23 protein-coding genes, 1 tRNA gene and 1 pseudogene are annotated in these 22,120 nt (G+C 50.2%); 10 read left to right on the top strand and 15 right to left on the bottom strand.

Going from position 1 to position 22,120, the window contains the following annotated elements; genetic code table 11:
* Positions 1–118 precede the first annotated feature (118 nt).
* Positions 119–337, top strand: coding sequence for a hypothetical protein (locus LG201_RS06385; RefSeq protein WP_226771323.1), 219 nt, complete (start codon positions 119–121; stop codon positions 335–337).
* Positions 338–473: 136 nt separating this feature from the next.
* Here LG201_RS06385 and LG201_RS06380 read toward each other — a convergent pair whose 3' ends face one another.
* The 7 genes from LG201_RS06380 to LG201_RS06350 all read right to left on the bottom strand — a co-directional run bounded on the left by LG201_RS06380 (position 474) and on the right by LG201_RS06350 (position 6,145).
* Positions 474–1,247: an MBL fold metallo-hydrolase gene (locus tag LG201_RS06380; protein ID WP_226771322.1), complete on the bottom strand. Its 774-nt coding sequence runs from the start codon at positions 1,245–1,247 to the stop codon at positions 474–476.
* A gap of 33 nt (positions 1,248–1,280) precedes the next feature.
* Positions 1,281–2,504: an outer membrane protein assembly factor BamC gene (bamC, locus tag LG201_RS06375; protein WP_226771321.1), complete on the bottom strand. Its 1,224-nt coding sequence runs from the start codon at positions 2,502–2,504 to the stop codon at positions 1,281–1,283.
* A 28-nt stretch (positions 2,505–2,532) separates the two neighbouring features.
* The gene (gene dapA / locus LG201_RS06370; RefSeq protein ID WP_226771320.1) at positions 2,533–3,405 is read right to left on the bottom strand and encodes a 4-hydroxy-tetrahydrodipicolinate synthase; all 873 of its coding nucleotides are present in this window, start codon (positions 3,403–3,405) and stop codon (positions 2,533–2,535) included.
* 196 nt (positions 3,406–3,601) lie between these two features.
* Positions 3,602–4,156: a YqiA/YcfP family alpha/beta fold hydrolase gene (locus tag LG201_RS06365; protein ID WP_226771319.1), complete on the bottom strand. Its 555-nt coding sequence runs from the start codon at positions 4,154–4,156 to the stop codon at positions 3,602–3,604.
* 11 nt (positions 4,157–4,167) lie between these two features.
* Positions 4,168–4,959 (bottom strand): TIGR01458 family HAD-type hydrolase, encoded by a 792-nt coding sequence (locus tag LG201_RS06360; protein WP_226771318.1) that lies wholly within the window; start codon positions 4,957–4,959, stop codon positions 4,168–4,170.
* 121 nt (positions 4,960–5,080) lie between these two features.
* The gene (locus LG201_RS06355) at positions 5,081–5,857 is read right to left on the bottom strand and encodes an elongation factor-1 alpha (protein WP_226771317.1); all 777 of its coding nucleotides are present in this window, start codon (positions 5,855–5,857) and stop codon (positions 5,081–5,083) included.
* Between the two features lie 150 nt (positions 5,858–6,007).
* Complete coding sequence (locus LG201_RS06350; RefSeq protein WP_226771316.1) at positions 6,008–6,145, bottom strand: DUF3149 domain-containing protein; 138 nt, start codon at positions 6,143–6,145, stop codon at positions 6,008–6,010.
* Between the two features lie 263 nt (positions 6,146–6,408).
* Here LG201_RS06350 and LG201_RS06345 point away from each other — a divergent pair, with 263 nt between their 5' ends.
* Entirely contained in the window at positions 6,409–7,116 is a 708-nt protein-coding gene (locus LG201_RS06345; protein WP_226771315.1) for a flagellar brake protein, read from the top strand.
* A gap of 166 nt (positions 7,117–7,282) precedes the next feature.
* Here the strand turns inward: LG201_RS06345 and LG201_RS06340 are convergent.
* Positions 7,283–7,358, bottom strand: a tRNA-Lys gene (locus tag LG201_RS06340).
* 108 nt (positions 7,359–7,466) lie between these two features.
* On the opposite strand from LG201_RS06340, the gene LG201_RS06335 reads away from it, so the two are divergent.
* From LG201_RS06335 to LG201_RS14480, 3 genes and pseudogenes are all read left to right on the top strand, one after another.
* Entirely contained in the window at positions 7,467–9,098 is a 1,632-nt protein-coding gene (locus tag LG201_RS06335; RefSeq protein ID WP_226771314.1) for an alpha-D-glucose phosphate-specific phosphoglucomutase, read from the top strand.
* Between the two features lie 13 nt (positions 9,099–9,111).
* A complete protein-coding gene (locus LG201_RS14365; RefSeq protein WP_319006038.1) occupies positions 9,112–9,411 on the top strand; it encodes a GNAT family N-acetyltransferase in 300 nt (99 codons plus the stop codon).
* A pseudogene (locus tag LG201_RS14480) lies at positions 9,402–9,494 on the top strand (GNAT family N-acetyltransferase); the annotation flags it as partial. The gene LG201_RS14365 and the pseudogene LG201_RS14480, both read left to right, overlap by 10 nt.
* A 211-nt stretch (positions 9,495–9,705) precedes the next feature.
* Here LG201_RS14480 and LG201_RS06325 read toward each other — a convergent pair.
* The 5 genes from LG201_RS06325 to LG201_RS06305 all read right to left on the bottom strand — a co-directional run bounded on the left by LG201_RS06325 (position 9,706) and on the right by LG201_RS06305 (position 14,431).
* Positions 9,706–10,179 carry a retropepsin-like aspartic protease family protein gene (locus LG201_RS06325; protein ID WP_226771313.1) on the bottom strand — a complete coding sequence of 158 codons (474 nt, stop codon included), beginning with the start codon at positions 10,177–10,179 and terminating at the stop codon, positions 9,706–9,708.
* Entirely contained in the window at positions 10,179–11,552 is a 1,374-nt protein-coding gene (locus tag LG201_RS06320; protein WP_226771312.1) for a phosphomannomutase/phosphoglucomutase, read from the bottom strand. Before LG201_RS06320 ends, LG201_RS06325 begins: the two co-directional genes overlap by 1 nt.
* Before the next feature lie 73 nt (positions 11,553–11,625).
* On the bottom strand, positions 11,626–11,820 hold the full coding sequence (gene iscX / locus LG201_RS06315; RefSeq protein WP_226771311.1) for a Fe-S cluster assembly protein IscX: 195 nt from the start codon (positions 11,818–11,820) through the stop codon (positions 11,626–11,628).
* 10 nt (positions 11,821–11,830) lie between these two features.
* Complete coding sequence (locus LG201_RS06310; protein ID WP_226771310.1) at positions 11,831–12,898, bottom strand: NADH:flavin oxidoreductase/NADH oxidase; 1,068 nt, start codon at positions 12,896–12,898, stop codon at positions 11,831–11,833.
* 9 nt (positions 12,899–12,907) lie between these two features.
* Entirely contained in the window at positions 12,908–14,431 is a 1,524-nt protein-coding gene (locus LG201_RS06305; protein ID WP_226771309.1) for a fumarate hydratase, read from the bottom strand.
* Between the two features lie 280 nt (positions 14,432–14,711).
* Here LG201_RS06305 and rsxB point away from each other — a divergent pair, with 280 nt between their 5' ends.
* The 5 genes from rsxB to LG201_RS06280 are packed head-to-tail and all read left to right on the top strand — an operon-like array spanning position 14,712 to position 18,432.
* Positions 14,712–15,386, top strand: coding sequence for an electron transport complex subunit RsxB (gene rsxB, locus LG201_RS06300; RefSeq protein ID WP_404809715.1), 675 nt, complete (start codon positions 14,712–14,714; stop codon positions 15,384–15,386).
* On the top strand, positions 15,383–16,039 hold the full coding sequence (gene nth / locus LG201_RS06295; protein ID WP_226771308.1) for an endonuclease III: 657 nt from the start codon (positions 15,383–15,385) through the stop codon (positions 16,037–16,039). The genes rsxB and nth overlap by 4 nt, the downstream gene beginning before the upstream one ends.
* The gene (locus tag LG201_RS06290; RefSeq protein ID WP_226771307.1) at positions 16,036–17,130 is read left to right on the top strand and encodes an FIST C-terminal domain-containing protein; all 1,095 of its coding nucleotides are present in this window, start codon (positions 16,036–16,038) and stop codon (positions 17,128–17,130) included. The genes nth and LG201_RS06290 overlap by 4 nt, the downstream gene beginning before the upstream one ends.
* On the top strand, positions 17,127–17,993 hold the full coding sequence (gene thiD, locus LG201_RS06285) for a bifunctional hydroxymethylpyrimidine kinase/phosphomethylpyrimidine kinase (protein ID WP_226771306.1): 867 nt from the start codon (positions 17,127–17,129) through the stop codon (positions 17,991–17,993). Before LG201_RS06290 ends, thiD begins: the two co-directional genes overlap by 4 nt.
* A 1-nt stretch (position 17,994) precedes the next feature.
* A complete protein-coding gene (locus LG201_RS06280) occupies positions 17,995–18,432 on the top strand; it encodes a DUF1841 family protein (protein ID WP_226771305.1) in 438 nt (145 codons plus the stop codon).
* 107 nt (positions 18,433–18,539) lie between these two features.
* Here LG201_RS06280 and LG201_RS06275 read toward each other — a convergent pair whose 3' ends face one another.
* Together LG201_RS06275 and LG201_RS06270 are read right to left on the bottom strand one after the other, a co-directional pair.
* Positions 18,540–21,011 carry a TonB-dependent siderophore receptor gene (locus tag LG201_RS06275; protein ID WP_226771304.1) on the bottom strand — a complete coding sequence of 824 codons (2,472 nt, stop codon included), beginning with the start codon at positions 21,009–21,011 and terminating at the stop codon, positions 18,540–18,542.
* A 131-nt stretch (positions 21,012–21,142) separates the two neighbouring features.
* Complete coding sequence (locus LG201_RS06270) at positions 21,143–22,117, bottom strand: FecR domain-containing protein (protein ID WP_226771303.1); 975 nt, start codon at positions 22,115–22,117, stop codon at positions 21,143–21,145.
* Positions 22,118–22,120 lie beyond the last annotated feature (3 nt).

The raw sequence follows: 22,120 nt of genomic DNA, 5'->3' as shown, positions 1-22,120 counted from the left end.
CCAAAAAACAGTGGTATTTTTTGTGGGAGCTGGTAAAATTTTTGGCACTCGGTTGGTTGTTAAAGGCTTACCGTAACTGTTTAATATTTATTATTGTCTACATCTTAAGGGATAAAAAATGACACGTTCTGCTCTGCTTGCCGCTATGCTCGCACTTGCTTTGACTGCTTGTGGTCAAAAGGAAGAGGCTCCTGCTGAAGCTCCTGCTGTTGAAGAAGCTGCTCCTGCAGTTGAAGCACCTGCTGAAGCCCCAGCTGAAGCTGCACCTGCTGAAGAAGCTGCTCCAGCTCCTGCTGAAGAAGCTGCTCCAGCTGCACCTGCAGAAGAAGCTAAGTAATTTAACGCTGGCTTAGGCCAGCTTTGAATTATCTATGCAAAAAGCCGACTTTAAGTCGGCTTTTTGTTTTTACATTTTATGTGCAGTATTGTTAGCGCTTTGCTCTTAACGTAAGTCGCTGAACATGGTGAATCAACTAGCTCAGTTGGCGCCAACCAAAGCCTTGTGCCTGTTCTGCAATCCCTATCCATTCACTTTCACAATTGAGACTGCTGCTCAGCGCAGCACGAGCAAGCTCTGGCGCATTGTTTTTCTCGCTGAGATGGGCGGCAATGATGTGTTGCAATTTGCTGTTATCCAGCCTGGAGAGCAGGGCAGCTGCGCTTGCATTGTCCAAATGGCCCAGGCGACCACCTACCCGTTGTTTCAGGGACCAGATATAAGGCCCATTTCTCAACATTTCAACATCATGGTTGCATTCCAGGATCAACCCATGACAGGCATTCAGCATGGTTTCTATATGCGGCGTTGAGCTGCCGGTATCTGTCAGTACTCCCAGTTTGTACTGGCCATCTTCAAACAGGTATTGCACAGGTTCGCGTGCATCATGGGGAACCGGGTAAGGCTGTATCTCCACATCAGCAATACTGAAGCGCTGGTGGCTATCTATCGTATGAATCTCAAAGTGACGCTGTTTGGGGATCAGGCGCTCGCTCATGGTCAGGGTGCCATGGGTCAGCCAGATTGGGATGCGATACTTGTTGGCCAGTTTGAATACGCCAGCGGTATGGTCATCGTGCTCATGCGTGACCAGGATACCGGTCAGTTGCTCAGGTTCCAAGCCTAGCCGGTTGATCCGAATAGTGGTATCACGCAGGCCAAAACCACAGTCAAGCAATAAGCGGGTGGTATGTTTTTCGACAATCAGGCCATTGCCTGCACTGCCACTACCCAGCGAGGCAAAGCGCATGTGGATGCTGGGTGGGCAGGCGGTGAGGCATGGTTATTTCAGTTGCTCGTAGAGCAGGGTGATAATGCGGTTGGCAGTGCTGGAGTGTTCACGGTTACCATCTTTGTCGGTGACCGTCACGACAGAGCCGCCAGAGCTGGCATTTTCCACCTTGACGTGATACTGGTTTTCGCCTGGTTTGCGTTTCTTGCCAGATTTCTCGTCACCTTCATCTTTGTCGTCGCCCCAGAACTTCAGGGTTTCCAGTAACCCCTTCTTCTCTTTTGGTGCGTCATCAATGTCAATATCGGTATAGCGCACAAAGAACAAACCATTTGAACGATCACGATCCTCGACTACAAAGCCGACACGATCCAACGCCAGGCCCACACGGCGCCAGGCACGATCAAAGGCATCATTGGTATTAAGGCTGAGAGTGCCGTCTTGTTCCTTGTTAACATTAGCACGCAGCTCAGTGGTTGGGGTGGCAATAATGCTGCGAGATTTCTTATCTTCCACCCCCAGGCGCACCATCAGGCGGCGTAACAGCTCTGCATCAATATCTTCAGCAGTGGACTTGGTGTCATCTCCCTTATTGCGCGTGCTTTTGGTCGGGGCATATCCCATTTCAACCTCGCCCGCAATAGTACGCACCTTGACCTTGCCATCATCAGGAGCGTTGCTGACAGCGCGATGACTCATGTAAATTTCAGTGGTGCCAGTGTCCTGACCACGATCAATACGGGTACGGAATTTCTGGCGGGTTTGTAAACTATTCAGCTTGTCCAGCCAGCCCTGGAATTTCTCAACATAGCTTTTATCATCCGATTGCAGCGAGCTGGGATCTACCCATTCAGTTTCCATGACGCCTGTCTGTGCATTTTCGGTACGTACTGCAAAGCCAAGCTCGGCCCAAAACTCACGAATCACTGGCCATACTTTTTCTGGGGGCGCATTCACCACTAGCCAGCGTTGAGATCCGGCACGTTCCATCTTGACGCCATCAGGCGTAGGCAGCAGTTTTCCCTGTTCATTCTCTTGCTGACCACTTTCATTCAGCCCCTGGCTGTAGTCGGAGTAGTTGGTGGCAGCACCTGGCACCGCATAAGCATCGCTTGCAGAAATATTGGTCAGGTCTGGAGGCACTTCCAGTGGGCGGGAACGTCCAGCCGCTTTGTAGTCAGAGCTCGTGTCGACAAAAGGAATTGAATCGCAACCGCTTACGGTCAGGGTCAGTAATGTGGCCAATAAAACAGGTTTGAAAGTAAATTGATTCATAGTTTCTCTTGACTGGTAAACGGTAACATCAAATAGCAGCTTGCTTCATTGCGCTGCGCAGTGTTTCATGGAATTGGGCTGAAAGCGGGACTAGCGGTAAACGAATACCACTTTGAATCAAGCTCATCTCTTGTAGTACCCACTTAACAGGGATGGGGTTGGCTTCAACAAACAACTTCTGGTGAAGTGCGAAGAGCTTGGCATTGATCGCGCGTGCTTCTTGAATATCGCTATTCAGCACAGCGTTACACATCTCATGCATGAGCTTGGGGGCCACATTGGCCGTGACTGAAATCACGCCATGTCCGCCCAATAGCAACAAGGCCAGGCTGCTGGCGTCGTCACCACTGTAAATAGCAAAGTCAGCAGGTGCGCGCAGAATCAGGTCAGTCCCACGCTCTATACTGCCAGTTGCATCCTTGATGCCGATAATATTCTCAATGGCAGCCAAACGTAATACGGTGTCATTACTCAGGTCACAGGCGGTTCTGCCAGGCACATTATAGAGAATTTGTGGGATATCCACAGCCTCGGCGATAGCCCGGAAATGCTGATATAGCCCTTCTTGCGTGGGCTTGTTGTAATAGGGGGTAACCAACAGGCAAGCATCTGCGCCCAGCTCTTTAGCCTTGCGGGTAAGGGCAATCGCCTCGCTAGTTGAATTTGCACCAGTGCCTGCAATGACAGGAACGCGGCCTGCGGTATGTTCTATGGTTGTTTGTATTAGCAAGGCGTGCTCAGTGAAGTCCACAGTGGGAGATTCACCAGTAGTGCCGACAATCACAATGCCGTCAGTGCCCTGGTCGACATGAAAATCTATAAGTGAGCGTAATGCCTTGATATCTAAACTGCCATCATCATGCATAGGGGTGACGATGGCAACGAGACTGCCTTGCAGCATGTTAAACAACCTGATAATGAATAAACCTGAACATTCTAACTGAAACTGGCATAACAATAATATGATTTTATGCCATGACTATAGGGTAAAACATTGTGAGGACGGCACTTTCCATGGATGGTACAGGGTGTATCTGCTATATAAAACAGACTTGGGTCTTCATAGTGAATTATGCCGCGTGGTCACTGTACTCATGCTAGAGGCGTTGCATCATCAAACGGATACTTTCTATTAACAAGTCAGTGCGAGAAAAACGGTGATTCCCGGCACCAGGTAATAACAGTCTGGCCTTGCCAACAAAATTCCTCACACTTTCCTGATACGGAATCAGCTCGTCCCCTTGCTCATGTAATACCGTGATATGGCTCGGTCTGTTGCGTGAGCGAAACTGTTGGTATCTAGCCAGATGTTGCGTGGTTAAAAATCCGGTTTCGTGCGTATAAAAATTTTCTACTATGCCGACGTATTGCTGGAGGCTGATTTCTGGTGACATACAAGGGTTGATCAGCAGGCAGGGGAGTTGGTATTGGCTGGCTAAGTGATAAGCCCAAAAGCCACCTAGCGATGAACCTGTAAGCAGAAGCTTTCCTGACAGTAGAGGTTTTATATGCTGAATAAGCTGGGCATAGGAAATATCAGGATCCCAGGTATTGTAATCAGCGATCGCAATGTCCGGAAAATGAGCTGCAAGCAATTTGGATTTTTCACTGATTGGACTGGAGTTGAACCCCGGCATATAAACAATATTCAACGATCAGCTTTCTATGATGTGTAGGGAGCCAGTTCCAGCAGTGCCGGTAAATCACTGACAGAGTCTATGACCAAGTCTGGCTTGATGGCTGAAGACTCTAGATAAGACTGGCTAAATTTACCTGTACGCACCAGGATACCTCGCAGGCCCGCTTTTTGCGCGCCACCGATATCAGCGTCTATGTCATCCCCAATCACCAGCACTTCTGAGGGGGGCAATTTCAAGTCTGCCAGTGCAATCTCGAAAAAAGCAGTAGCAGGCTTGCCTATGATCATGGCTTCAGTGCCGGAGGCATATTCCAGGCCTTCGATAAAACCCCCTATATCCATTTTCAATCCCTCGCCCGTCTGCCAGAAGCGATTTTTGTGGATGGCAATTAATTTGGCACCATTCCTAAGGCAGGTGAATACTTCATTCAATATCTCATAAGACCAAGTATCGCCAATGTCACCTATCACGATATATTCCACTTTGGTCCTGGATTGACGAAAGTGTGAAAAATCCTGTTTAACATCATCGGCTAACAGGAAGCGACATACCGGGTCGCCGAGTTGCTCCAGATATCTGAGTGCTGCTTCTGGTGCGCTGATGATTTCTTCAGGCGAGACATAAAACCCCATGCCCATGATTTTCTGCTGCATGGACTTGCGCGAGAGAGTGCTGGTGTTAGTGAGGAAGCGGCAACTAATGCCTCGCACCCTCAACAGATCAACGGTTTCAATAGCGCCGACTATGGGACTATTGCCGATATGTAGTACACCATCCAGATCAAACAGGACTGCATTAACAGAAGACGTATCCATCGTAAATTCTCCTCGGGGGGGTAAGAGATGGTGGATATCAAGCAAAGCTTGTGCCGATATCTTAAAAAACAACGGAGGCCTGAGCCTCCGTGTAGGGTACCGCTGCATGATGGCAGTTGGATCAAGGCTTCAAATCAGCTTCCCATGCATTGCCATATACCTTGCCATTCCTCGAAAGAATCAGCATCTGGTACATGCTGGTGCACCACATAAAAGTGGATGCAATGCTATAGCCCACACCACCAATAATCGTCAGCCATGCAAAACCAGGATTCAGTTTGGTTAGCCACCAGGACAGTACGTCCAGGATCAGGAACGCAAATGGGAAGGCAATCGCCAGGATTTTCAGGATACGAGGCACATTCACTGCAAAACTGAAAATGAATGCCATAAAGAAGAAAATAAAGCTGATACCAAACAAGTGTATGTGCGAAACGCGGGTGAGGCTTTGCACGCTGGCACCTTCATTGATGGCTGCAGCCTTTTTCACTTCATCAAATTTCGTGAAATTGGGGATGCCAGGAATATTGCTGTGACACATTACACAGTGTTGGGCAAACACTCCTTTAAAGTGGTTCTCCCATTCGGTTTCTGGTGCACCTGCGCGCGCCCATTTAATGATGTCCAGCCTGACTGCGGGCGGTGCATTGTCTTTCATCGAGCCATTGAGTTTGCTTTCCAGCTTGCTGCCACTGCGATCACCGTAATAGCTATAAACAATATCTTCTTTGGATAAGCCGAGTTTCCCGTCTGCCATGCCATGGGTCAGCATGATTTGCAGACCAGCCATGCACAGGCCAACGCCAATGACTAGCAAATATCCGGCAAATAAGACTTTGAGGGAAGTGGGAAGGTTGGGCAGATTTAGCCAGGGAAGGCTAGAGGAAGTGTCTTTCATAAACAGTCTCGTCAAGCGTTAACAAAGTACCAACAGCGCAAGAATACCTCAAATTCAGATATAACACCTAATTTTAGTAGGGCTATTGAGAATGAAAAGCCATCAGCATTGCATGCAGCTTTCAGGCTCTTCATAGCAGGTATGGCGTGGTTAATGCAATGATTGTTCATGCTCTTTTCGAGCATTGAGGATACAAAACCCTACCCAATAACTCATTACGATAATCGTCAGAATAATGGTAGAGATTGAGGCAATTCCTACCCATGAACCAAATAACACCTTTAGCATGACATCCTCCTTTTTTAATGATGAGCACCGGTTCAGCACAAATCCTACGCTTCTATAAAAAAGAGTAAAGACCTTTTTTTAAAAAAGGTTAAATAACCATAAAAGTATTATGTGTTAAGTGGTTTTGGATAGAGAAATTACGGTAGTCACCGTATTTTTATGATTGATGTAACGGAATAGTATTAAGGTGGGTTGTATTTGTGGTAAAAGGGAATAATGGTAGTTAAGTACCTTACTAATTAATAAATTATGGTGTATTCAGCATGCCAGACAACAATGAAAAGACCTCAGCGTTAGAACAGATGGATTTTGAGTCCATGAATCTACAGCTCGGTGCAAAATTGCAATTTCTTACGCATCGTGGCCGTACGCCTACACAGCATATATCCACCTTCATCGGGATTGAAAGCAATGAGTACGTGTTGCTTCGCTTGCCACGTGCACAAGGTGTGGGGCTGAGTTTTTATGAAGGGGAAAAGATTTCAGTACGGGTTTTTTCTGGCACCATGATTTGCACTTTTGACACCAGCGTCATTCAGCCTTTTTATCATCCTCTGAATTGTCTTTGCCTAGTTTTTCCTAAAAAAATACAAGTTAAAAAGCTTAGGCGTGAAATGCGCATCAAGGTTGAAATTGGAGGCCACATTGCTTTCAATGCCAGTCAAGCACAGAAACAGGCCGTCAATTTGGTGAACCTTAGCGCGACTGGGTGCCAGATAAGCACTGATGGTGAGGTCGGTGATATAGATGATCTGATCAACTTGTCATTTTACTTACCACTGTTCAGTGAAGACGATTTATCCTCAATCACTGTGAATGCCAAAATCAGGAACATTATTGATGATTCTCATGGTGATAGCGAAGGCTATTTGATTGGTATGGAGTTCATAGAGTTTGATCCAACAGAACAGCTGATTGTGCGCAATTATGTGTATGAATCTTTAGTGGATAGACGTCAAAGCATTGCTTGATTCGGATTGATTGGCAATGCAGATGAGCTTCAGCTAGAAATAAATCCGCGGATAAATCTAGAGGTTAGAGAGGTTTTTAAATATTTAAAACATTATGGCGAGTTGTCAGGGGTGACATACTAGAAATGCAAAAGGGTTAGCTTTTAAGCTAACCCTTTGTTCTGTTTGGTGGGGCATGTAGGGGTCGAACCTACGACAAACGGATTAAGAGTCCGCTGCTCTACCAACTGAGCTAATGCCCCTAATCGAGAGGCGCAATTATGCTGAGATTGAGGGCATGTGTCAACTTGAAACCGACAACTTTATCGAGTAAGTTACATTTTTTATCGAATTTTATCGAAAGCGCGTGAATGACAATTCAAACAATATTGACCAAGCCTTTCAATGACCAGAAACCTGGGACTTCCGGTTTACGCAAGCGCGTAACTGCATTTCAGCAGCCCCATTACCTTGAGAATTTTGTGCAAAGTATTTTCGATGCCATTGCCGCCCCCGCAGGTGCAACCCTGGTAGTAGGGGGAGATGGGCGTTTTTATAACCGTGAAGCTATCCAGATCATTATCAAGATGGCAGCTGCCAATGGATTTGGTCGAGTGTTGGTGGGGCAAAATGGCATTCTTTCTACACCGGCTGCTTCTTGTGTGATTCGTAAATACCAGACCTTTGGGGGGATTATTCTTTCTGCCAGCCATAACCCGGGCGGCCCGCAGGGTGATTTTGGCATCAAGTACAACACGTCCAATGGCGGGCCTGCACCGGAAAAGGTGACGGAAGAGATTTTTGCCCTGAGTAAACAGATCAGCCAGTACCAGATTGTAGATGCGCCTGACGTGTCACTGGATGTGATAGGCGAAAGCGATCTGGCGGGGATTAAGGTGGAGGTGATTGATGCGGTGGCCGACTATGCTGAATTGATGGCGAAGTTGTTTGACTTTGAGTCAATCCGCCAATTACTCGCCAGCGGTTTTCGCATCAGTTTTGATGCGATGCATGCTGTCACCGGCCCTTATGCGCGCGCCATTCTGGTCGATCAGTTGGGGGCGGATGTGAATGCGGTGCTCAATGCGGTGCCATTGCCGGATTTCGGTGGTGGGCATCCTGATCCCAACCTGACTTATGCCCATGATCTGGTGGATATTATGTATGGTGAAGACGCCCCTGATTTTGGTGCGGCCTCTGACGGCGATGGTGACCGTAACATGATTCTCGGCAAGCGTTTTTTTGTGACACCTTCTGATAGCCTGGCATTGATTGCAGCCAATGCCAGACTGGCCCCTGGCTATGCCAAGGGTATTGCCGGGGTGGCGCGCTCCATGCCCACCAGTGCGGCCGTGGACCGGGTGGCTGAAGAACTGGGGATTCCATGTTTTGAAACACCAACAGGCTGGAAATTTTTTGGCAATCTGATGGATGCAGGCAAAGTTACTTTATGTGGCGAAGAAAGCTTTGGTACTGGTTCAGATCATGTACGCGAAAAGGATGGTTTGTGGGCAGTATTATTCTGGCTCAATATCCTGGCTATCAAGCGTCAGCCAGTAGAAACACTGATGAAGCGGCATTGGGTGCAGTTTGGTCGCAATGTGTATTCGCGCCATGATTATGAAGAGTTGCCAAGTGATGCGGCAAATAGCTTGATTGAGCACATTCGCAGCAGTTTTCCTACACTGACGGGCAAGCAGTTTGGCCGTTACACCATCAAAACCTGTGATGATTTTAGTTATACCGATCCTGTGGATGGCAGTGTGAGTCATAAGCAAGGGATGCGTATCCTGTTTGAGGATGGTTCGCGTATTGTGTTCCGTCTATCCGGCACCGGTACTGAAGGCGCTACTCTGCGCATTTACCTGGAAGCATTTGAGACTGATAGGGAGAAACATGGCCTTGATGCCCAGGATGCACTGGCAGAAATGATCCTGATTGCCCATCAGATTTCCGAGCTCAAGCAGCGTACAGGCCGGGAGCAGCCTACGGTTATCACTTGATGAGCATTGCTCTGTGATTGAAGTTGAAACTCAGCGCCTGAAATTGCGCCAATGGCATCCGGAGGACCGGGTGCCATTCCGGGCGCTGAATGCAGATCCTCAGGTGATGGCGTTTTTTCCTGCTGTGCTTGATAGTATGTGCAGTGACCAAATGGCTGATACCTGTGAGCGGCTGATCGCTGAACGTGGCTGGGGATTATGGGCCTTGGAGCTGAAGTCCTCGGGCGAGTTTATCGGCATGCTGGGCTTGCATGTGCCCACGGCTGCATTGCCTTTGCGCCCTGTGTCGAAATCGGCTGGCGTTTGGCGCTAAGCCATTGGGGGCAGGGGTATGCGACTGAGGCAGGAAAGGCTGCTTTAAGGGTAGGTTTTGAACAATTGGCGCTAGGCGAGATTGTGTCTTTTACGACAATCCTGAATCACCGATCACGTCTGCTGATGGAGCGCTTGGGCATGTCACAGCAACCAGGTACATTCGACCATCCCACAGTCATGCATCTTGATACATTGAGGAAACATGTGCTTTATCGATTGACGCGTGAGCAATGGTGGGCTTGCGCATAGCTAAATCGCAATCACGCCATTACTTCCCATGTTGATGGTGGATTTACTCCACCTGAGTGATGGTCATTTTTCCCTGAAACAATCTGACATCCATGCGTCCCAAATAGGACATTCCCAGTAATACTTCCCCATGGAGGCCGGGCGCAATGACAGCGGCTACATTGTTTGCTTCAACCCCACCCAGTTTGACTGAGTTCAGCCTCGTCATATAACTTACCGTGTTGCCGTTGGCAGTGGAGGTACGGACTGCGTGGTTGCTGCTCAGATTGAGCTTGTCGGCAATGTCTTGGGAAATGGCGACACCAGTTGCGCCGGTATCGACCAACACATTCACCTTGGTGCCGTTGATCAGTGCCTCTGCACGATAGTGTCCATCGGGTCCGCGTTGCAGGGTAACGGTACTGGCTTCTCCTAGCACCGACAGTTTATTCGGGTTCAGCATGCTGTCGGCAAGATAGTAGAGGCCGCCTGCCAGTGCAAGCCAGACGGCGATCCAGAGTATCTTGCCGCCAGACATCAGAACGGCAGTTTTGCGTCTGGTGCTGCGGCCAGAATCACCAGGCGGAACTGCTCCTGGATGCGCTTGAGGGCAGCGAGGTTATCTGCCTCAAAACGCAGCACAATCACTGGTGTGGTGTTGGATGGGCGCATGAGGCCAAAACCGTCAGGATATTCCACACGCAAGCCATCAATGGTGATGACCTCATCCGCACCTTCAAAAGTTGCGCTGGTCTGTAGCTGCGCAATTAGCTTGTGCGGCTCACCTTCCTGCATGCTGATGTGCTGCTCGGGCGTACTCACGCTGTCTGGCAATCCATTGAGGATGTCCGACGGGTTGTCGAACTGACTGAGAATTTCCAGCAAGCGCGCACCTGAATACAGGCCATCGTCAAAGCCATACCAGCGCTCCTTGAAGAAAATATGACCGCTCATTTCACCTGCCAGTGCTGCGCCCGTTTCCTTCATCTTGGCCTTGACCAGTGAATGGCCGGTTTTCCACATCAGCGGATTACCGCCACGTTGCTTGATCCATGGGGCGAGGTTACGCGTGGATTTAACATCGTAAATGATAGTGGAACCCGGGTTGCGCTTGAGTACGTCTTCAGCAAACAGCAACAGTTGACGGTCAGGGTAGATAATGCTGCCGTCTTTTGTGACCACACCCAGGCGGTCACCATCTCCATCAAATGCAAAGCCGATTTCAGAGCTGCCGCTGGTCACGTTGTTGATCAGGTCAGTCAGGTTCTCAGGGACGGAAGGATCCGGGTGGTGGTTAGGGAAGTTGCCGTCAACATCGCAGAATAGCTCTTCCACTTCGCAACCAAGCGCGCGATAGAGCTTGCCAGCAAATGCGCCAGGGACGCCGTTGCCGCAGTCCACTGTCAGCTTGAGTGGACGCTTGAGCTTAATGTCGGATGCAATTCGGTCTATATAGGCTGGCGCAATGTCAAAGCTGCTTTCGCTGCCGTTACCACTTGCAAAATCATCGCTGTCTATACGTTGACGCAGGCGCTGGATAGTATCGCCAGAGAGAGTTTCGCCAGCGACTACCATTTTCAGGCCATTATATTCTGGTGGGTTGTGACTGCCCGTTACCATGACACCGCAATCCGTGTTGAGGTGAAAGGCAGCAAAATAGACCATGGGGGTGGCAACCAATCCCAGATTGATCACATCCAGTCCACTTTTGCGTATGCCTCGAGAAAGCGCCGCAGCCAGTTCCGGGCCGGACAGGCGGCCATCATAACCAACACAAATGGTTTTTTGCTGGCGGGCGGCTGCTTCACTTCCTATCGCTTGGCCTATGGCTTCTACCACTTCAGGGGTTAAAGTCTTGCCGACGATGCCGCGGATATCGTAGGCTTTGAATATTTCTTTTGGCGCAATCATGGAGCTTCCCTTTATTTAAACTTTTACTTCAATCTTGGTGTATTCAAATTGGATTGTTGTGGCACGGGTGTTTTTATTCTGCTTCTTCTATCCAGGCCAGTTGTATGGCTTCCAGGATTTTCTCACCGCACTTGCTGGGGTCGTCATTAAAGCCTTCCAGCTTCAGTATCCAGTCATAGAGGTCGGTAAAACGGATGGTTTTGGGATCCACATCAGGGTGTTGATCAAATAGCTCTTCAGCAATGCGCTGACTATCAGTCCATTTCATTCTGTTTTCCTTATAGGTGCTTGGCCCGAACATATTGCTCCGGCCAGGTTAAATCTACATGTAATTCCTTGGCTGCATGCAACGGCCAGTGCGGATCACTTAATAATATACGTGCCAGCAGGATGACATCTGCCTGCCCGGTCGCCAGGATATGCTCTGCCTGCAATGCTGAGGTGATGATGCCCACAGCACCGCTGGCTATTCCTGCTTCGTTGCGGATACGCTCGGCAAATACCGTTTGATAACCAGGACCAGCCGGTATTTTGGCATCCAGGATCAAGCCGCCACTGGAGCAATCGATAAGGTCTATGCCAAGTGCTTTCAACCATTTTGCCAGCTGTATGGATTGCTCTATATCCCAGCCACCTTCGACCCAGTCTGTCGCAGAAATACGTACAAACATCGGCTTGTCCTGTGGCCAGAAGGCGCGGAGATCCTTGGCAATCTGCAATACGAGGCGGCAACGGTTTTCAAGGCTGCCACCATATTCATCCTGGCGCTGGTTGGAAAGCGGCGAGAGGAATTCATGCAATAGATAACCATGAGCGCAATGAAGTTCCAGTACTTCAAAACCAATCGCGAGTGCGTGTTCTGCCGTTGCCCTAAACTGTGCAGCAATTGCCTGGATATCGGTATGACTCAGCTCAACCGGAGTGGCATGCTTGGAGGTGAGCGGAATGGCAGAAGGTGCAACGGTCTGCCATCCGCCTTGTTCTTTAGTTAGGAATTTGCTTTCACGCCAGGGTACATCGCATGAAGCCTTGCGGCCTGCGTGGGCGATCTGGATGGCTGGGGTGGCCCCTTGTTCCCGGATAAACTGCACGATAGGCTGCAGTGCCTGTGCATGTTCTTCTGACCATAGCCCCAGACAGGAAGGGGTGATGCGCCCTTCAGGCGATATGGCAGTGGCTTCTATCATCACCAGGCCCGCACCACCGACTGCCAAGCTGCCCAAGTGCACCAGATGCCAATGATTGGCGATGCCATTCACTGCAGAGTACTGACACATGGGAGCAACAAAAATGCGGTTCTTGATCTCGGTTTTGCGCAGGGTAATGGGGGTAAACAACTTGGCCATTCACGTTCCTTAGTGACTGAATATGGGGATATCAGCGATCCGTGGCCGCCATTCGGCAGGGCCTGACTCATGCACTGAATGGCCTTGACTGTCTACGGCTACAGTGACAGGCATATCTTCTACCGTAAATTCGTAAATGGCTTCCATGCCCAGTTCCGGAAAGGCTACAACCCGGGATGCCTTGATGGCCTGGGAAATAAGGTAGGCCGCCCCACCAATAGCAATCAAGTAAACTGATTGATGCTGGCGTATGGCATTGACCGTCAACTCTCCACGTTCTGCCTTGCCTATCATCCCAAGCAGGCCGGTCCTGGTCAGCATGGTGTCAGTGAATCTATCCATGCGGGTAGCGGTGGTCGGTCCAGCTGGGCCTATAATTTCTTCCCCTACCGGATCTACCGGGCCAACGTAATAGATAAAGCGGTTGGTGAAATCCAGCCCTTCCGGCATAGCATCTCCACGGGCAATCAAGTCCACAATGCGTTTGTGCGCGGCGTCCCGGCCAGTGAGCAGTTTGCCAGAGAGCAGCAGCTTTTCGCCCGGTTGCCAATCCGTGATGTCAGCCTTGCTTAAGGTGTCCAGATTGACTCGACGCATGGGCGTACTGGCATCCAGTGCAACCTGTGGCCAATCCTCCAGTTTGGGGACTGGCAGTTGTGCAGGGCCGCTGCCATCTAGCGTGAAATGTACGTGACGCGTGGCGGCACAATTGGGGATGATGGCAACAGGTAATGATGTAGCGTGAGTCGGCGCTTCCAGAATCTTGACGTCAAGCACGGTGGTGAGGCCGCCTAGTCCCTGTGCACCTATGCCCAGGCGATTGACCTTTTCGTAGATTTCCAGCCGTAACTCTTCCGCACGTGTTTGCGGGCCACGTGCCTGCAAGGTTTGAATATCAATGGCTGAAAATAATGATTGTTTAGCGAGTAAAACGGCTTTTTCAGCTGTGCCACCAATGCCTATCCCCAGCACGCCTGGCGGGCACCAGCCTGCACCCATTTCCGGCACCACTTGCAAAACCCAGTCCACAATGCTGTCAGAGGGTTCCAGCATGGCCAGCTTGGATTTGTTTTCTGAACCACCACCCTTGGCCGCAATATGAATTTCTACTGTGTTGCCAGGCACCATTTCTACGTGTACCACTGAGGGCGTGTTGTCTCTAGTGTTGAGGCGTTTGCCTGCAGGGTCGCTTACAATCGAGGCGCGCAGGCGGTTATCTGCATCCATATATGCCAGACGCACGCCTTCATCCACCATCTGTTGCAGGCTCAGCTCAGCCTGCCATTGCACACTCATGCCCACCTGGATAAAGGCCACGACAATACCGGTGTCCTGACAAAGCGGGCGATGTCCGTTGGCACACAAATAGGAGTTAATCAAAATCTGGCCGATGGCGTCACGCGCGGCAGGTGAGGGTTCTCGCTGCCAAGCCTGATGCATGGCGTGCAGAAAGTCGGGCGCATGATAGCAGGCAATGTATTGCAAAGCCTGGTGGATGCTGCTGATAAAGTCTTCTTGGCGGATCAGTGCCATGCTGCTGCTAGGGTTGTGAGTATGCAGGAATTATACCCTGCATCAAGCGTTGTGCTGCAGGTAAAAAGGCCGCATTCATTTTGTAAAAGCCCGTTGAGAGTGAGCCCTGTTGATGTTCTTGCAGCCTAAAATATTGAATGGGTGAGAAGTTGAAGCCTTTGATTACGTCTCATAGATTCAATGCGGTGCCCGATGGCCATGGGGCTGCCTTAGAATTTATGACGGGATGGTACCTGGAAAAGCTGACGCCGCTTGGCAGGCAGGTATAATTTCAACCTTGATGATGAAAGTGCATGACTTGAGGGAAATCACCACGCTTATTGACCGTATTGATGCCGTGCTGCCGCAAACACAGTGTACGCAGTGCGGTTACGCTGGTTGTCGCCCTTATGCCGAGGCGCTGGCTGGTGGGCATGCGGCGATTAACCAGTGCCCGCCAGGTGGCGAGGCTGGAATACATGCCTTGGCCTCGATATTAAACACTCCCTATCAGCCCCTTAACAATGAGCATGGTGCATTTGGCCCCAAGATGCTGGCAGTAATTGATGAGGATGTATGTATAGGTTGCACGCTATGCATCAAGGCTTGTCCGGTCGATGCCATTCTGGGCGCTGCAAGACAGATGCATACCGTGATTGCTTCAGAGTGCACCGGATGCGAATTGTGTGTTGCGCCTTGCCCGGTGGACTGTATCAGCATGCAGCCTTTGTCGGTGCAGGAATGGAATTACACGCAGATGGATAGCCCTGCACGCAAAGTGGCCGATGCAGCACGTAAAAGGCATGTGGCACGATTGGCGCGGCAAGCTAGTGAGCGGACACCAGTAAAGATGGACCCTGGCCCTCAGGCTGATGTGGATGCCAGGAAGGCTGCGATTGCAGCCGCCATGGCCAGAGCCAAGGCCATAAAGCAGCCAGCAATGCCAGTAGTTACTCAGGATATGAATAATCAATGAATGCAGAAAAACGGCACGAGATATTCCGCAGGTTGAGTATCGCTATCCCCAATCCGCAAACAGAATTGGTTCACCATAGTACGTTTGAGTTGCTGATTGCCGTGATTCTCTCTGCCCAGGCAACAGACAAGGGCGTGAATATTGCCACTGCCAAGTTGTTTCCGGTCGCCAATACGCCACAGGCTATTGCTGATCTGGGTGTTGAAGGGCTGGAACGCTATATCAAGACCATAGGCCTGTTTCGCAGCAAGGCCAAGAATGTGATTGCCACCTGCCATATGCTGGTGGAAAGCTATGGAGGTGAAGTGCCCAATACGCGGGAGGCCCTGGAAAGTCTGCCTGGAGTAGGGCGCAAGACAGCCAATGTGATTCTCAATACCGCGTTTGGTCAGCCGACCATTGCGGTCGATACGCATATTTTTCGCTTGGGTAACCGTATTGGCCTTGCCCCGGGCAAGACGCCGCTGGAAGTGGAAACCAAGCTGATGAAGGCGGTGCCCAAGGAGTATATGCAGGATGCCCATCATTTATTGATTTTGCATGGCCGCTATGTCTGTGTGGCGCGCAAACCCAAGTGCGAAGAATGCGTGATCTATGACTTATGTGAGTTCAAGGCCAAGCCTACGGTCAATAACTTGGAGATGCTTGCTTGAAAGTAGGGACAGGATTTGTCCGTGGGCGGCAGGCAGTGCCTGAATTGGCGGCTGAGGCGGTCAAGTTGGCGCTTGATGCCGCAGGCTTGCAGATTGCAAGCAGCGTATTGTTATTTCTCACCGAGGATTTTGCTGATAATCCCTTGCCCGCTATCCGTGCTGCGGCAGCGGCTGCAAGCACAACACAAGTGGTCGGTTGTTCTGCTACGGGTATTTTTACCGATCAGGATTGGGCGTTGGATGTGCCAGCTGTGGCCGTGTTGGTATTGGGTGAGGGAGCCTCTCTGCAATATATGGCAGCGCCCAATCAAGCACAGTGGTTATTGACACTGACCGCACCCAATGCGGTCAATACCACCTGGTTACAACTGCCAGGGATGCGGTTTGGTGGGGTTTCCGGCGATGTGACCGGTCAAGGCCCGTTTTCGGTCTGGGAGAATGGCAAAGGCACAGTGCGTGGATATTGTGAGGTGGCCTTGCAGGGCGTTACCGGCTCCGTGGCGGCTGCACATGGGCTCAAGTTGCTGACCAAACCTCAGCAGGTGAGTACTGCCAGTGGTCATGACGTCAAGGCATTGGCAGGAAAACCGGCGCTTGCTGGATTGCAGCAGGCGCATGAGGCTGATGCTTCGATTGAAGGCCAGGGCCTGCCTTATCACAAGCTGATGGCAGTGTTTGCCAATAGTCGGGAACAGCTTGAGCTGGGCGATTACACCATGGCCTCGCTCATTAGTGGCAATCTTGCTGAACAGTCGGTTACCGTATCAAAACAGGTTGCAGCAGGGCAGTGGCTTGCTTGGGGGCTGCGTGATACAGAGGCGGCACAAGACAATTTGAGTGAGCAGATTGAAGCCATTAGTGCCAGTTTGCCTGGTTCGCCAGTGTTTGGCCTGTTGTTTTCCTGCATGGGGCGCGGTCCATATTTTTATGGTGGCATTGATCGGGATATCGAATTGCTCAAGCAGTATTATCCTGCCATGCCATTTATCGGTTTTTACGGCAATGGAGAAATTGCGCCAATGTTCGGGCGTAATGAGTTATTGCAGTATTCTGTGGTTTTAGGATTATTTGCCAATGAAGGGCAGACATGAGCGAGCAAGCATTTCCATCATCCATCAACCGCTATCCGCGTGTATTGTCGATCGCGGGCTCTGATAGTAGCGGTGGTGCTGGTATTCAGGCGGATCTCAAGACTTTTTCGGCGCTGGGCTGTTATGGCATGACGGCGATTACTGCCCTGACGGCGCAGAATACACAAGGCGTGCGTGCCATTCATAGCGTGCCACCGCAAATGTTGCGTGACCAGATAGATGCCGTGGTAGAAGACATTGGTGTGGATGCCGTGAAAATAGGCATGCTGCATTCGCCAGAAATCGTAGAAACCGTGGCAGCGGCACTGGATGCACATCAACTGACGCAAGTGGTACTGGATCCGGTGATGGTAGCCGCCAACGGGGCCAAGTTGATTTCTGATGAAGCGGTGGCTGTGTTGGTGGAAAAACTCTTCCCCCGTGCATTGGTCGTCACACCCAATCTGGACGAGGCCGCGTTATTGCTGGGACGTCCATTGACCGAGACTGATGAGCTGGAGCAGGCGGCGCAGCAATTATTGCAGCAAGGAGCGCATGCCATCCTGCTCAAAGGCGGGCATTTGCCGGGCCATGATGTAGTCGATATTCTGGCCCAGGCCAGCTCATCTGGAGCGTTGACCGAGTTACTCAAACTGCATTCATTACGTATTTCCACCCATAACCTGCATGGCACAGGATGTACTCTCTCATCTGCCATCGCTGCTTACCTCGCATTAGGTTTTAGTCTGGCGGATGCGGTCCAGGCGGCACGAATTTACGTCCGCTCTGCACTGTATGCTGGTTCCCATGTTAGCACTGGGGCAGGTGTAGGCCCGCTGAACCATGGTTTTGCACCGCAGGTCATGCAGGTAAGGGCAGTCTAGCGTGAGTTTATTTAATCCCAGCCGGGATCAGGTGCGTCAATTCTTTTTTGATGCCTGGGCCAAGTTTCAGCAACACGCTGTATTGACCGAACTGGAAAAACTGGCGGTGGAAGTGATGCAAATGCATCCTGAATACCACTATGTCTTGAATGCGCCTGACACGTATAAAGAGCAAGCTTATTTCCCGGAAATGGGGGAAACCAATCCCTTCCTGCATATGAGTCTGCATCTTTCCATTCTCGAACAGGTGGCCATTGATCAGCCACCCGGCATCAAGGCGGCTTATCATGCGCTATGGCACAAATATGATGATGCCTACCAGGCACAACATGACCTGATGGACTGCCTGGCAGAGACCATCTGGCAAGCCCAGCGCCATGGCGGATCCCCTGATGCTGAGGCTTATATTGCCTGCATGCAGGCTAAGGCTAGCGCATAGTGTCTGCTTTCAAGATGAGACGGGATAATGATCATTTCGAATGATGATGAAACAACTTGCATTGAATTTTTGAGGATAGCGCCAGACCATGAGCCTGGCGCTGATATTTACCAGACGTAAGTGACTGAAGCGCGAATGTCGCGACCGTAACCGAGGATGCAGAACTCACCGGTACCGCGGACATTGTTACATTGGGTCAGGTATTCCTTGTCTGTCAGGTTGCTTGCGTTGACCGCCAATCTCCAATGATGAGAAAAGTCATAGGCTGCCATTGCATCAAGTAGGGTGTAGCGATCATTTTTCGGGGTTTCTATACCCTCCAATGGAAGCGCGCCCAGTGCAGTCCCTACATGCCTTACACCCAGCCCCGCAGAAAAGCTGCCTTGCTGGTATTTTCCCCAAATAGAGGCGACATGCCTGGGTGCCGCAGCAAATGCACTACCTACTTCCCATGGCTGGTTGCTCTTGATAATTTCGGTATCTATAAAGGTATAGCTACCTAACATTGAGTAGCCACTCCCCAAATTGGCCGCCCCTTCAAGCTCAAACCCGCGAGAACGCACTTCGCCAGTTTGCACTTCTCTTCTAGAGTCTAGAGGAGAAATAGTACGGACATTAGTCTTTGTGAGTTCGTACACCGCAGCTGTAATGCTATATGGCGCCCCATCAGGCATGTAGCGTAAGCCTAACTCTAACTGCTTTCCCTTTTCTGGCTCAAATACATTACCGTAATAATCCACGGTGGTTGTGGTTGATATTGGGGGCTGAAATGACGTGTTATAGCTGATGTATGGAGCTAAACCGTTATCAGCCAGATAGATTAGTCCGATACGTCCGGTCAAGTCGTGATCGCTACGCTGGTGGCGTGTAGTCGTCAACGGGGCATTAGCGTTGGCACGTACCCTGTATAGGGAGTCAGTGTCTGCATTATCATAACGTGCGCCAAGACTAAGTACCCAATGCTTGCCAAAGTGAATCTGATCTTGCAGGTAATATCCAATCTGAAGATTTTCCGCACGAGTATCATCTGACAGGAAATTATTGCCCCAATCAGGTACCTCATAGCCAGGTGTTAGCAAGTCAAGCGGTGCTACTGCCCCATTGAGAGAGTAAATAGGTAAATTCAGTTTTGACCGATAATAATCTAAGCCAATGATAGTTTTGTGCGAAATACTACCAGTGTTAAAACGAGCTTCAACCTGGTTGTCTACTACCCAGGTTTGTTCTGAGTCAGGCCGATACATCGCTAAACGGGTAACGCTTCGACCATCAGCTCTTAAGCCACGATTGCGCATTTCCCTTCGATCATTGCTGCCATCTAGATAACGCAGGTTATGGCGTACACTGAAAGTTTCATTGAAGTCATGTTCAAACAGGTAACCGAAAGACGCACTCTCTTTCTTATGGCCCGAATGTGGGCCATTTATATTGATATTGTCCTTTGATTTTCCAGTGGGTGTATGGCGGTAATAGGGAATGACAAAGCCCAGGTCGTCCTGTTGGTACTGCGCCAACAATGTCAATCGGGTACTTTCATTCTGGAAGGTGAGAGAGGGCGCGATGTACAGACGGTCATTGTCCTGATATTTCCATTGGGTGCCGGATTCACGTTGCAATACGGTCAGGCGGGCGAGCACATGACCATCCTGGTCGAGTTGTCCACCCACATCGAGCTTGGCCTGCTTGCGTCCAAAACTGCCAAGTTCTATGCCTACCTCATTACGCATATCAGCGCGTGGGCGTTTTGTCACTGCGTTGAGCAATCCTCCTGGAGCCGCTTGACCATACAATACTGAGGCTGGACCATGCACCACTTCCAGCTTTTCCATACCATACGGTTCAATATTGGACATAAAGCCATTGTGGATTAGACGCATGCCGTCGCGATATAAGCCAGTACCCGTGAGATAGAAGCCTCGCACTGCTATGTCATCATCAGTTGTTGCATAATCCCAGGCACGCACCCCAGCTGAATAGCGTACTGCTTCAGTCACGCTGGAAATAGCCTGGTCACGGATTTGCTCAGCACCAATGACCGAGACGATTTGCGGCGTTTCCTTCAGATTGGTATCCATCTTGCTGGCACTGGCACTTTTTCTTGCCACATAGCCGTCTATAGGCCCCCAAGCGTTTTCACGAGTACTGACGACATTGACTTCAGGTAAAGACTGGCTGGAATGCTTTTCCAGCTTCTCTGCCGGGATTTTTTGCAGTGTATAGGTTTGGCTTCCATCTTTGCGAGTCGGTGCCAGGCCTGTGCCTGCTAATAGCAGGTTAAAGGCTTCTGTTACGGTATATTCGCCCTTAAGACCTTGGGAAGTCAGGTTGTTGGTGAGTGCTGCATTGACTGAAATGAGAATACCGGTCTGGGTGCCAAATGCTCTCAAGGCTTGATCAAGAGAGCCAGCATTGATAGTTAATGTGTGTTTTTGCTGACTAACGGCTTCAGCAGCCATGACTGGTTGTGGTAATGGTAGACTGGCGATGCCGATAGTCAGGCAAAACATCGCTTTGACAACAGGTTGTTGGCAGAAGGCAGAAATGGATATTTCTGCGGCACTGTGGCCATTTTGTTTCATGGAATCCCCTTTAATCTGATGATTGTCGGCAGAACATCGCATTGATGATGTGAATTGACTGCCTCTATGGGGTATGCCAGCGCAGAATAAAAAAACTGCCTAAAGATGTGAATTATTTTTGCGAGCTCTCGTCAGGCTTTGCCTACAGTGATCCAATAACGAGTACGGAAGTTAAGCTTGATGGGGAGTGTTTCCTGTAAGGCGTTGAGGATGTGGTCTGTTGCATCCCGAGCATGCAGGGGGTAAGTGCCGGTGACTAAAATATCTGCCGCTTCGGGGCTGCAATGCAGCCAGCCTGTACGATAACGAGCAAGTTCATTGAGGAAGTCGCTTAACCGCATTCTTTCTGCACTTAGCATGCCTTTGGTCCAGGCTGTGTCGACCTCATGGGCAGAGCTGATTGCAGCAACATGCATGCTGTCAAAATAGGACTGTTGTCCGGCATAGACTGTCACTACAGTGTTTGGATTTTTGGCAGGACGCATTTCCACAGCACCAGCGGTAACAATGAGCCTGGTGACTTTGTCGCTTTCATCACGCCTGACGCTGAAGCGTGTTCCTACAGGTTTGAGGCTGCCGTCTTCTGTGCTGACAATCAATGGACGCATGGCAGGGTCTTTTGCGGTGGCAATCATGATTTGGCCACTGATCAGCTTGATGTGTCGTTGTTGATCGTTAAACGCTATATTGAGCATGGTGTTGGTATCCATGATGATGTGGGTGCCATCAGCCAAGGTCACCTCATGCTGCTCACCAGTGGATGTGGAGAAGTCTGCAATATGGCGAAGTACAAAAGGTTGATCCTTGGCTATCCAGCCAGATGTGAGCAGCGAGCTTGTCCATGCCAGCCCTTTAAGCAGGCGTCGTCGCTGCATGTTTGCGCTGCTGACCAAGGTTGAGCGGATGAGGGGCGATTGACTAGCTTCGGATGGTTGCAACTGACTACTGATACCTTGCATGCGCTGCCAGGCCTGTGCATGTTCAGGATTAGCATCTAGCCACTGATCTCGTTCCTCTTGCTCTTGATCGGACATGGTGCCAGAGACGGATCGAACGAACCAGTGAATGGCCTGTTTGGTGGTCGTTGGTTTAATGTTATTTGCCATTAC

Source organism: Methylobacillus gramineus (assembly GCF_020532675.1).
In the GTDB taxonomy this organism is placed as follows: Bacteria; Pseudomonadota; Gammaproteobacteria; order Burkholderiales; family Methylophilaceae; genus Methylobacillus; species Methylobacillus gramineus.
The sequence above is the reverse complement of the archived record's forward strand: the minus strand, read 5'-3'. Positions and strand labels throughout refer to the sequence as shown.